At 74.3% G+C, this 11,317-nt stretch carries 8 protein-coding genes and 1 pseudogene; all 9 read left to right on the top strand.

Annotated features, from left to right (window positions below; genetic code table 11):
* Positions 1-275 (top strand): annotated as a pseudogene (locus tag ACW9J6_RS07195) (hypothetical protein); the annotation flags it as partial.
* Positions 272-4,183 carry a baseplate multidomain protein megatron gene (locus tag ACW9J6_RS07190; protein ID WP_457115759.1) on the top strand — a complete coding sequence of 1,304 codons (3,912 nt, stop codon included), beginning with the start codon at positions 272-274 and terminating at the stop codon, positions 4,181-4,183. The pseudogene ACW9J6_RS07195 and the gene ACW9J6_RS07190, both read left to right, overlap by 4 nt.
* On the top strand, positions 4,176-5,816 hold the full coding sequence (locus tag ACW9J6_RS07185) for a DUF2793 domain-containing protein (protein WP_457115758.1): 1,641 nt from the start codon (positions 4,176-4,178) through the stop codon (positions 5,814-5,816). Before ACW9J6_RS07190 ends, ACW9J6_RS07185 begins: the two co-directional genes overlap by 8 nt.
* Positions 5,817-5,823: 7 nt before the next feature.
* On the top strand, positions 5,824-6,183 hold the full coding sequence (locus ACW9J6_RS07180; protein WP_457115757.1) for a hypothetical protein: 360 nt from the start codon (positions 5,824-5,826) through the stop codon (positions 6,181-6,183).
* A gap of 139 nt (positions 6,184-6,322) precedes the next feature.
* On the top strand, positions 6,323-7,066 hold the full coding sequence (locus ACW9J6_RS07175; protein WP_457115756.1) for a glycoside hydrolase family 19 protein: 744 nt from the start codon (positions 6,323-6,325) through the stop codon (positions 7,064-7,066).
* A gap of 4 nt (positions 7,067-7,070) precedes the next feature.
* A complete protein-coding gene (locus ACW9J6_RS07170) occupies positions 7,071-7,340 on the top strand; it encodes a hypothetical protein (protein WP_457115755.1) in 270 nt (89 codons plus the stop codon).
* Positions 7,340-7,747 carry a hypothetical protein gene (locus tag ACW9J6_RS07165; RefSeq protein ID WP_457115754.1) on the top strand — a complete coding sequence of 136 codons (408 nt, stop codon included), beginning with the start codon at positions 7,340-7,342 and terminating at the stop codon, positions 7,745-7,747. Before ACW9J6_RS07170 ends, ACW9J6_RS07165 begins: the two co-directional genes overlap by 1 nt.
* Positions 7,748-7,799: 52 nt before the next feature.
* Positions 7,800-8,135, top strand: coding sequence for a hypothetical protein (locus ACW9J6_RS07160; RefSeq protein ID WP_457115753.1), 336 nt, complete (start codon positions 7,800-7,802; stop codon positions 8,133-8,135).
* Between the two features lie 758 nt (positions 8,136-8,893).
* The gene (locus ACW9J6_RS07155; protein ID WP_457115752.1) at positions 8,894-11,068 is read left to right on the top strand and encodes a hypothetical protein; all 2,175 of its coding nucleotides are present in this window, start codon (positions 8,894-8,896) and stop codon (positions 11,066-11,068) included.
* The last annotated feature ends 249 nt before the right edge of the window (positions 11,069-11,317 follow it).

The raw sequence follows: 11,317 nt of genomic DNA, 5'->3' as shown, positions 1-11,317 counted from the left end.
TGCGCGACGCCGCCCGCCGCCACCTCGCCGAGATCCCGCCCCGCGAGGCGCTGGCCGGCGACGTCCTGCTGTTCCGCTGGCGCGACGGCCTGCCCGCCAAGCACTGCGCCATCCTCACCGCGCCGCTCGCCGGACCCCGGCCCCGCATGATCCACGCCTATGACGGCCACGCCGTCCTGGAATGCGCCGTCCCGCCCGCTTGGGCGCGCCGCGTCGCCCACGCCTTCCGCTTCCCCAATCCCTCGCCGGACTCGCCGCCACCGCCAGCCCCATGAGCACCCTCGTCCTCTCCACCGCCGGCAAGGCTGCCGGCGCCGCTTTGGGCGGACCCCTCGGCGGGCTCCTCAGCGGCGTGGTCGGCGCGGGCCTCGGCGGCGTCCTCGACCGCGCCCTGTTCGGCGCCCGCCCCAAGCCGCAGGTCAACACCGGGCCGCGCCTCGCCGACCTCTACGTCACCGCCTCCACCGAGGGCGCCGCCATCGCGCGCGTCTACGGCCGCGTCCGCGTCGCCGGGCAGATCATCTGGGCCACCCGGCTCAAGGAGGAGCAGCACGTCGAGAAGGTGAGGACCAAGGGCGGCAAGGGTGCGCCCACGCAGAAGACCTACAATGTCACCTACACCTACTCGGTCAGCCTCGCCGTCGCCCTCTGCGAGGGGCCGATCACGGCGCTCGGCACCGTCTACGCCGACGGCAAGCCCATCCGCCTCTCCGACCACAATGTCCGCGTCTATCTCGGCGACGAGGCGCAGGGGCCCGACCCGAAGATCGAGGCGATCGAGGGCACCGGCAACGCCCCGGCCTACCGCGGGCTCGCCTACCTCGTCTTCGAGGACCTGGCCCTCACCGCCTTCGGCAACCGCGTGCCGGTCATCACCGCCGAGGTCACCCGCCGCCCGCCCCGCGCCGACGCCCGCCCGGCGCTCGAAGACCTCGTCACCGCCGTCACCCTGATCCCGGGCATGGGCGAGTTCGTCTACGCCACCGCCCCCGTGAAGGCCAACGACCGCGGCAGCCTCACCGGCCAGAACACCGTCTCCGGCGGGGTCGACCTGCTCAGGGCCCTCGACCAACTCCAGGAGCAGGCGCCCGCCTGCCGGCACGTCTCGCTGGTCGTGGCCTGGCACGGCACCGACCTGCGCCTCGGCTCCTGCCGCATCCTCCCCAAGGTCGAGACCCGGGCCAAGACCACCGACATCCCCTGGAGCGCCGGCGGCCTCACCCGGGCGCAGGCCGAGCTGGTCAGCCGCGACGCGCAGGGCCACCCGCTCGTCGGCGGGGCGCCCTCCGACCTCTCGGTGGTGCAGGCGATCGGCGAGTTGAAGCGGCGGGGGTTCGAGGTCACCCTCTACCCGTTCCTGATGATGGACGTGCCCGCCGGCAACGGCCTGCCCGACCCCTACGGCGGGGCGGAGCAGGCCGCCTTTCCCTGGCGGGGACGGATGACCTGCTTCCCGGCGATCGGCCGCCCGGGCAGCCCGGACAAGACCCCGGCCGCCGCCGACCAGGTCGCCGCCTTCTTCGGCAGCGTCACCCCGGCCGATCTCGCCTGGACCGGCAGCTCGGTCACCTGCGCCAAGCCGGAATGGAGCTTCCGCCGCTTCATCCTGCACTGCGCCCGGCTCGCGGCGGCGGCGGGCGGGGTGGACGCCTTCCTGATCGGCTCGGAGCTGGTCGGGCTGACCACGCTGCGCTCCGGCCCCGCCAGCTTCCCGGCCGTGGCGCAGCTGCGGGCGCTCGCGGCCGACGCCCGGGCGATCCTCGGGCCCGGCCCGGCGATCGGCTACGGGGCGGACTGGACCGAGTACGCCAACTACCGCCCGGCGGACGGCACCGGCGACGTGTTCTTCCCCCTCGACCCGCTCTGGGCGGATGCGAATATCGGCTTCGTCGGGATCGACAACTACATGCCGCTCGCCGACTGGCGCGACGGGCTCAATCACGCGGACGCGCAGCGTTACGCGAGCCCGTACGACCCGGCCTACCTCGCCGGGAACGTGGCGGGGGGCGAGCTCTACGACTGGTTCTACCCGACGCAGGCCGACCGCGACGCGCAGAACCGGGTGCCGATCCGCGACACCGCCCACGGCGAGGACTGGATCTTCCGCCTCAAGGACCTGCGCGGCTGGTGGGCGAACCCCCACCACGACCGGCCGGGCGGCGTGCGCCAGGCCGCCGCCACGGCCTGGGTGCCGCAGTCGAAGCCGATCCGCTTCACCGAGCTCGGCTGCCCGGCCGTCGACAAGGGCGCCAACCAGCCCAACGTCTTCGTCGACCCCAAGTCGTCGGAGTCCTTCCTGCCGTACTCCTCCACCGGCCGGCAGGATCTCGCCATGCAGCGCGCCTTCCTGGAAGCGGCGCTCGCCTATTGGAAGACATCGGACGGCAACCCGGTCTCGGCTGTGTACGGCACCCGGATGGTCGATCCGGAGCGGATCTTCCTGTGGACCTGGGACGCGCGGCCCTATCCCGAGTTCCCGCGCCAGTCGGGCGTGTGGAGCGACGCGCCCAACTACGCCCTCGGCCACTGGCTCAACGGCCGGCTCGGCCTGGCCAGCCTGCCCGACGTGGTGGCGGAGATCTGCCGGGAGGCCGGCGCGCCGGTGGACGTCTCGGAGCTGCGCGGCGTGGTCTCGGGCTACGCGCTCACCGAGGTCCAGGCCCCGCGCGACAGCCTCGCGCCCCTGCGCACCGCCTTCTTCTTCGACGGGGTCGAGAGCGGCGGGGCGCTCCGCTTCCTCCCGCTCGCCCGCGCGCCGGTGGCCCGCTTCACGGAGGCCGACCTCGTGGCGGCCGGGCAGGGGGCGGATTTCCGGCGCACGCGCAGCGAGGAGACCGCGCTGCCGGGCAGCGTGGCGCTCACCTACCTCGACCCGGCCCGCGCCTACCAGGGCGCCGCGGTCGAGGCGCGCCGGCTCTCCGGCCGGGCGGCCTCCGTGTCGCGGGTGAGCCTGCCGCTGTGCCTGGAGGAGGGGGCGGCGCGCGGGATCGCGCAGGCGCTGCTCTACCAGGCGCTGGTCGAGCGCGAGAGCGTCACCGCCAGCCTGCCGCCCTCGGCGCTGGCGCTGGAGGTCGGGGGCATTCTGACGCTCGACCTCGCCGGAGCGGAGGTCGAGGTGCGCCTCACCCGCCTCGGGCTGGAGGCGGGCCGGCCGTTCAGCGCGGTGCGGGCGGATGCGGGCGTGTTCGCCTACCGGGACGGCACCGCCACCGGCCGCGCGCCGGAGCCGCCGCCGACGCTGGGCGTGGGGCTGTTCCGCATCCTCGACCTGCCGCTGCTGAGTTCCCAGGCGGTGCCGCACGCGCCGTACTTCGCGGCCTACACGCTGCCCTGGTCGCCCGTGAGCGTGCTGCGGGCGCTCGCGGGCGGGGCGCCGGAGGCGGACGCGCTGGTCCAAGCCCGCTCGGTCATCGGCGCGCTCACCGCCGACCTCTATCCCGGCCCGACCGGCCGCTGGGACCGGGTCAACGCCGTGTACGTCCAGGTGCCGCCCGGGGCGGAACTGGTCTCGGCCTCGGAGCTCGACGTGCTGAACGGCGCCAACGCGGCCGCGCTGCTGACCCCCTCGGGGGAGTGGGAGGTGCTGCAGTGGAGCACCGCCACCCTGCTCGGGGCGGGCCGCTACCGGCTGACCGGGCTGCTGCGCGGCCAGCTCGGCACCGAGTTCGCCATGGGCGCGCCCACGCCCGCCGGGGCTCCCTTCGTGGTGCTCTCCGACGCGCTGGTGCAGTCGGGCATGCCGGCCTCGGCCCGGGCGCTGCCGCAGGTGTTCACCTGGGGCCCGGCCGCCCGCCCGCCGGAGGATCCCGCCTACGCTTCCGCCGCCGTGACGGTGGTGGGGATGGGCCTGCGCCCCTACGCGCCCGTGCAGCCCCGGCTGCGGCGGCAGGACAACGGCGACCTGGTGCTGAGCTGGATCCGCCGCACGCGGGTCGACGGCGACGCCTGGGAACAGGCCGAGGTGCCGCTCGCCGAGGAGGCGGAGGCCTACGCGGTCGACATCCTGGCCGCGGACGGCCGGGTGCTCCGCACGATCCAGGTGGCGAGCCCGCGCCTCACCTACGCGGCGGCCGACCAGGCGGCGGATCTCGGCGGCCCGGCGGTGCGGCTGTCGGTGGCGATCCACCAGCTCTCGCCGGCCTACGGCCGCGGCACCCCCCTGAGGACCACGCTCGATGTCTGACGCCACCCCCAACCTGGCGCTGCCGCTGCTGGCGGCCGCCCAGGCGCAGAAGCACGTCACCCACAACGAGGCGCTGACCGCGCTCGACACGCTGGTGCAGCTCGCGGTGCTGGACAAGGACCTCACGGGCCCGCCCGCCGCGGCGGCCGAGGGCGACCGCTACCTGATCGCCGGGGCAAGCCCGACCGGGGCCTGGAGCGGCTGGGCCGGGCGGGTGGTGCGCCGCCAGGACGGGCAGTGGGTCTCGGTCGTCCCCAGGCCCGGCTGGCTGGCCTACGTGCTCGACGAGGCCGACCTCTACGTCTACGCCGCCGGGTCCGGCACGGCCGGTGCCTGGGTGAGCCTGCGCAGCACGCTGACCGCGCTGCAGAACCTCGCCCGGCTCGGGATCGGGACCACGGCCGACGCCGCCACCCCCTTCGCGGCCAAGCTCAACGCGGCGCTCTGGGCGGCCCTGACCAAGGCCGAGGGCGGCAGCGGGGATCTCCGGTATACGCTCAACAAGGAGGCCTCCGGCAACACGCTCTCCCTGTTGTTCCAGACCGGCTGGTCGGGCCGGGCGGAGATCGGGCTCACCGGCGACGACGACCTGCACCTGAAGGTCTCGGCCGACGGCAGCGCCTGGACGGAGGCCCTGCGCCTCGACCGGGCGACCGGCGGGGCCGATTGGCGGGTCGCGGAGGTGAGTGCGGCCGCGGCCGCGACGGTGGACCTCGGGGCGCTGAACGCGCTGGCCGTGACGCTCACCGGCACGACCGCGATCACCAGCTTCGGGACGGCGCCGCGGCGGCTGCGGCTGCTGCGCTTCGCCTCGGCGCTCACGCTCACCCACGATCCGGGGACCCTGATCCTGCCGGGCGGGGCGAACCTCGTCACCGCGGCGGGCGACACGGCGCTCGTCACCTCGGACGCCTCGGGCGTCTGGACGGTGCGGGCCTATCAGCGCGCCTCCGGCAAGCCGCTCATCGGCCCGGCCGCGGCCGAGATCACCGACGGCACGACGACCGGCCGGGCGGTGCTCACGGCGGCCAGCGCGGCGGCCGGCGCGACGGCGCTGGGGCTCGGCACCGGCAACAGCCCGACCTTCGCCGGGGCGGTCCTCGGCCCGACCACGGCCGCCTCCGGCGCCGCGGCCTCGGGCAGCAGCGCCGGCGCCCTCGTCCCCGCTGCTCTGCGCCTGTCCTCGGCCTACTCGGTCGGTGCCGGCTACCAGACGATCCTGTCCGCCCTCGCGCCCAACATGGCGACGGGCGAAGTCCTCAACTACCTGTTCGGCCAGGGCTTGGGAGCTTATAATTCCGGATATCTCGGCTATGCCTACGGCGGCACCAATTCCCCCAACAGCTACGTGACGATCGGGCTCTACGCGAGCGACCGCATCCTCAACGTCGTCGCGAACGGCCGGGTCGGGATCGGCACGACGTCACCCGGGACGGTGCTCGACGTGGCCGGCCCGGTGCGGCCGGGCAGCTACACGGTGGCGACGGTGCCGGTCGGGGTGGCGGGGGCGCTGATCCACGTGAGCAACGCCCGCAAGGTGGGCGAGGCGGCGGGCGCCGGCACGGGGGTGCCGGCCTACTTCGCGGGCAATTCCTGGCGGCGGCTGTCGGATGACAGCCCGGTGGCGGCGTGAGGGCGTGATGAGCGAGACCTTCCTGTACGAGTTCCTGTATCGCGGGCGCGGCCCGGGTGCGGCGGAGCCGCCGGGCTGGCACGTGGTGCTGGCGCAGAGTGTGGCGCCGCCGGGCGGGGGTGCAGCGCAGACCGTGCTGAGCGGGGCGCTGACGCCCGCGCAGGCGGAGGCGGCGGGGTTCGGGCTGCCGGCGCTGCTCTCCGCGATCAACGCGGGCGTGATGGCCGAGCGCGACGCCAAGGCGGCGGCGCTCGCCGTAGCGGAGGCGGAGCGGGAGAGCCTGCGCCGGCAGCTGGCCACCGTGACGGCGGAACGCGACGCGCTGCGGGCGCTCGCGCCCGCCTCATCCGAGACCCCGGCGGCCTGACGCCCCGGCCTCCCGCCGCGGCGGGGGCTGCCCGCGGCGCGGCCGATCGCACCGCCGTTCCGCGCGTCGCCCCGGGCCATCGCCCCGGCGGCCGGGCGGCGCGGCGCCATTCCCGACGTCCCCCACACCGGAGATCCGCATGGCACCGGCGCTCGATCGCGCGGGGTTCTTCGCGCGCGTCCGCACCGCCCCTTTCCCGGGGCACCTCACCGGCCCGCAGGTGGCCGGGCTCACCGCGCTCCTCGACGCGGCCCCGGCCGGGCTCTCGGCCGAGGCGCAGGCCTACGTGCTGGCGACCGCCTATCACGAGACGGCTGCCACGCTGCAGCCGGTCGAGGAGATCGGCCGGGGCCGGGGCAGGCCCTACGGCCTGACCGACCCGGCGACCGGGCAGGTCTATTACGGCCGCGGCTACGTGCAGCTGACCTGGAAGGCGAACTACGCCAAGGCGCAGGCCGCGCTGGGGCAGTCCTTCGTGGCGCAGCCGGCGCTGGCGCTGCGGCCTGACCTCGCGGCGGCGATCCTCTACCGCGGCATGACCGAGGGCTGGTTCACGGGCCGCAGGCTCGCGGAGTTCTTCGGGCCGGGCGGCGCCGATCCGGTCAGCGCGCGCCGGATCGTCAACGGGACGGACCGGGCCGAGACGATCGCCGGGCACTACCGGGGCTTCCTCGTCGGACTCCTGCAGGGTGGCTTCGGTCGGGCCGTGCCGATCCCGCGCCCGCCCGACCCGGCATCCCCGTCGACCATCCCGACGCCCGCAGAGCCCGCCCCCTCCGGCGGGCTTCTTCGTTCCGGGGCACAGGCCACGGGCGGCGCGATCCGCTCCGGCCTCGGCGGCCTCTACGACCTGATCCACACCGCCCTCGCCCGAAAGGCCTGACCCCATGCTCCGTGATCTGCTCCGCCGCGGGCACGAGCGTCTGCGCGTCCTCGAGGCGGCCGCCTGGCACATCCGCGTCTACGTCGCAGCCCTGGTGATCGCGCTGCCCGACATGCTCGACGCGCTGGCCGGGATCGACGTGAGCCCGCTCCTCCCCGCGTGGCTGCCGGGGGCGAAGTTCGCGGCGGGCCTCGCCGTCGCGCGCCTCCTCGTGCGGGCCTACGCCCGGGCGATCCCGGCCGCTGCCGCGCCGCCCGCCGCAGGGTCGACCTGATGGAGTGGCTCCTCGACCCGATCGGTAAGCTCCTCGGGCTTGCCGGGGCCGGGCTGATCAGGATCTTCGGCGACTCGGTCCTCGGGCCGATCCTGAAGACGCTGCAGAACGGCCAGAACGCGCAGCGCGACGCCGCGGTGCAGGTGGTGCAGGCCGAGATGGCGGCGAACCAAGCGAAGGCCGCGATCGCGCCGGCCTTCAAGGGTCTCGTCTACGGCATCGGGATCCCGCCGGCGATCCACTTCGGGGCGATCTGCCTGTCGAAGACCTTCGCGCTCGGCTGGCCGATCGAGCCGCTGCCGGCGGAGTACGTGCCGATCGAGGCGACGATCCTGACCGCCTTCTTCGTGTCCTCGCCGCTCACGACGCTCGCGCGTGCCGGCGCCGCCCGGCTGCTCAAGGCATAGCCTTCCTCGCGCGCTCGGGCGACCGGCCGCGCCAACCCGCCCCGAGGGCTCCATGACCCGACCCGCCGCCGACCTCGCCGAGGGCGCCGTGCTCCTGCCGAAGCGCGCCTCGCTCTATGCCGTGGCGGGCGTGCTCGCCAGCCTCGCCGGGCAGCTCGTCTGGTTCGGCTCCTACACCGCGAAGATCGACTCGCGCTTCGAGGATCTCGCGGCGAGCGACGCCCGGATCCTGCACCAGGGCGACGAGCGCCACGGCGCCGTCACCGGGCGGCTCGAGGCCCTGGAGCGCGACCGCGACCGGCTCACGCGGCTCGAAGCGCAGATGCAGATCGCGACCGATCTGCTGCGGGAGATCCGCCAGGAGATGCGGGGACCCCCTCGGCGCTGACTGCCCTCACCACACTCCTCGTCACGCGCCCCGGGCTTCGGTCCGGGGCGCTTCTTCGCTCGAGCTTCGTGCGCATGATCGTGGATGGCACGGCCATTCCATTCACACTGGCCGGACCGTCCCTGCTCCCTTGGTTAGACAAAAGCGCGAAAAACTCTTGAATCTCCTTGCGGCTTAGACGCACAAGAATGCTCTAAGTCATTGATTGGCATGATATAAAATCTGCCTCTGACTCCGTTAGTCGTGGTTCGAATCCACGTCCCCCAGCCAACGATGATCCCGGATAATCTGGCGAGACAGGCCCTCTTCCGAAGAGAGGGGAGAGCAAGTCCGTGCGCCGCAGTCCCGCCTGGCGATCGCGTTCGCGTTTGCCGGCCGACGTTACCGACGTGAGCGGAACCACGGACCACCGGGCCGAGATCGCCGAGGCCCGCGGCGACCCTTCAACCTGTCGCGGGTCGGCCCGCCCTGTCGTTCATCCCGGTGAATTCATACTGGCGCACCGCCGCCCTTGCCCCCGAATACCAGCAGCGGCCGACCCTTTGGCGCATACGCGACGTACGGGAGAGAGGCCCCGCGTAACCGCTGCGCCGCCGCGGCGAAGAGGGAGCGCGGAACGACGCGCTGAAATTGTGCCCACCCTCCCGCGGTGGCAGGGTCCGGCTCGGCAGCGCTCGCGAGAGACCGTCCCGGAGAGCCGACATGGATGCCCGCGCAGGTTCGCGATCCCGCTCCCCCTCCCGACCGGGCGCGCGCCCGTGACGCGCAGGTCGGAACCCGGGGCGCCGCCGCGACGGTCCTGGCTCGGCTGGATCTGGCACGGCTACCTGCGCGTGCTGCGGACCGTCCTGACCCTCGGGACGACGGCGCTCCTCCTCGTCCTCGGCCTGTTCTTCCTCAACGACATCGTCCTCTCGACGCCGAAGGCGGCCGCCTACCGCAACCTCGATCCGGCCTCCGCGGAGTGCCGCGACGGTCTCGCCCGGGGATGGACCATCCTGGCCGAGACCGGGCCGTCGTCCGCCGGGACGGGCGGCGTCGAGGACGGCGGCTGGCAGGACCCGGGCAACGACGAGGACGCCGCGATCGCGGCCGATCCCCGCTGGGGCACCCGCTTCCGCTGCGCCCTGCAGCGCCACGTCGTGCCGAGCGCGCGGCCCGACGGGACGGCGCTCGATTACACGCTGGGCTTCCTGGAATTCCAGGAGGACGGCGAGCCCTACGCCCTCGTGTCCGGCGGCGGCGACGATGACGTCGAGAGCGCGAACGCCATGCTCAGCCGGGCCGTCGAGGCGCAGATGACCGCGAGCGGCGGGCGCGCCGCGGGCCTCCACCCGGTGATCACCCAGCTCGACGCCCTGGTGCACCACCTCTCGACCGGCGCGCACTACGTCATGGTCTTCGTGCACGGCTGGCGGCACGACGCCCGCATCGGCGATGCGAACGTCGCCGATCTGCGCCTCTACGCCGCGCACGCGGCCCGCTTCCTGCAGCAGCGCTGCCCGGCCGATCCGAGGGCCTGCGGGACGAAGGTCACGGCCATCTATGTCGGCTGGCGCGGCGCGCGCGTGGACGAGCGCGGCCTCCGGCAGACCTTCGGCGCGCTCGGCGGCGTCTTCGGGGGGCTGTCGGCCGGCGCCACCCTGTTCGACCGCAAGCCCGTCAGCGAGGCGATCGCGCCGGCGGCGGTCTCGGCCCTACGGACGATCGAGTCGGTGCTCGCCGCCCCGCGTCCGGACGGCAGCGAGCGCGACAACCGCCTGATCGTCGCCGGGCACAGCCTGGGCGGCAACATGCTGGCGACCGGCCTTCAGGACGACGCGCTGAAGGCGGTGCAGCGGCACCGGTTCGGCGAGGTGATGCCGCCGGTGCTCGGCAACCTCGTGCTCCTCATCAACCCGGCCTCCGAGGCGAGCAAGTGGACGGCGATCCAGCGCGCGATCTGGCGGCGCGTTGCGCTCCACCCCGACGATCACACGTCCGCGGCCGAGGTGGCGCGCGACACCGGCTTCTTCCCGCCCGAGCAGCGCCCCGTGATGGTGTCCGTCACGGCCGCGCTCGCCTTCCCGGCCGGGGGCCTGCGCCCGGGCGACTGCGCCTGGATCGGCCTCGACATCGACGACGGCTACGCGGCCGCGCGGCGGCGCATCCGCCAGCGCCTCGCGAGCACCGACACGATGTTCGACACCGGCGTCGACTACGACTGGGCGACGCACGATCTCTTTCCGGCCTTCAAGCTCGATTTCCGCCCCGCCGCCGGCTTCCTCGACCGCCTCGCCTCCCGGTTCGAGGGGCGCCAGCCGCGGGGGATGAGCTGCGCGCCGCGGCGGCCCGCCTCCGCCCTCGACCGGCTCCTGACGCTGCCGCTGCGCACCCTCGCGGCGCTCGCCGAGACCTTCCCGTTCCAGGTGAGCCTGCGGGAGGAATCGCACACGATCGGCAACCTCGATCCCCCGCGGCCCGCTGCCGGCGTGCTCGCGGACGCGCAGCCCTCGGGCGCGCCCTTCGGCACCACGCACGAGATGCTCGGGCTGCGCGACGTGGGGAGGGAGCGCCACAACCCCTACGCCACGCTCGCCGACGCGCCGATCGACTGCCCGCGCGCGGAGGGCTGGCTGACCCGGGCCCGGGCGCGCCGGGCGGACCGGCACGGGGCGTTCTGGGACAGCGAGGATCTCGGGGCGCCCGACGCGCCCGGACGCCCCGCGGCGCGCTTCCTGCACGGCCTGCCCCTGACGGGCATCGCGCCGATCACGCTGGCCAACGATCCGTTCTGGAACCTGCGCGCCTTCGACAACGCCCTGTCGCGCCACGACGGCTACCGCCTGACCTCCTTCATCTGCGCGATGAGCCAGCTCGTGATGGACCGCATCACGGACTCCGCCCCGCGCATGATCGACACGATGGGGCTTCCCTCGCGCGAACCGCTATGAGGAGCCGATTTCCCGCACGGTCCGTCGTGTCGGTCGTGGAGGATGAGGGATCGGTGGGGCTGACGCCCGCGGACAGACGGGAGAGCGTCGGGTCCGTCGCGCTGACGGCGACGGCCTTCGGCAAGACCGGGCGCAGCCGGGCAGAGTGCCTCGGTCACCCTGCCCGTGGTGGCGGCCGACCCGGGCGGCAGCGTCGCGGTGCGCGCCATGACGGCGGGCGTGGTCGATGCCCTCGAAGCTCCCTGGCCC

It is taken from the genome of Methylobacterium sp. JK268 (assembly GCF_054052225.1).
Note: the sequence above shows the minus strand (reverse complement) of the source record. Positions and strands in the feature narration are given on the sequence as shown.

Bases quoted from the DNA above. Each gene is read 5' to 3' on its own strand.
- ACW9J6_RS07175 (WP_457115756.1), top strand. From the start codon at position 6,323: ATGGCACCGGCGCTCGATCGCGCGGGGTTCTTCGCGCGCGTCCGCACC.
- ACW9J6_RS07185 (WP_457115758.1), top strand. From the start codon at position 4,176: ATGTCTGACGCCACCCCCAACCTGGCGCTGCCGCTGCTGGCGGCCGCC.
- ACW9J6_RS07160 (WP_457115753.1), top strand. From the start codon at position 7,800: ATGACCCGACCCGCCGCCGACCTCGCCGAGGGCGCCGTGCTCCTGCCG.
- ACW9J6_RS07165 (WP_457115754.1), top strand. From the start codon at position 7,340: ATGGAGTGGCTCCTCGACCCGATCGGTAAGCTCCTCGGGCTTGCCGGG.
- ACW9J6_RS07180 (WP_457115757.1), top strand. From the start codon at position 5,824: ATGAGCGAGACCTTCCTGTACGAGTTCCTGTATCGCGGGCGCGGCCCG.
- ACW9J6_RS07170 (WP_457115755.1), top strand. From the start codon at position 7,071: ATGCTCCGTGATCTGCTCCGCCGCGGGCACGAGCGTCTGCGCGTCCTC.
- ACW9J6_RS07190 (WP_457115759.1), top strand. From the start codon at position 272: ATGAGCACCCTCGTCCTCTCCACCGCCGGCAAGGCTGCCGGCGCCGCT.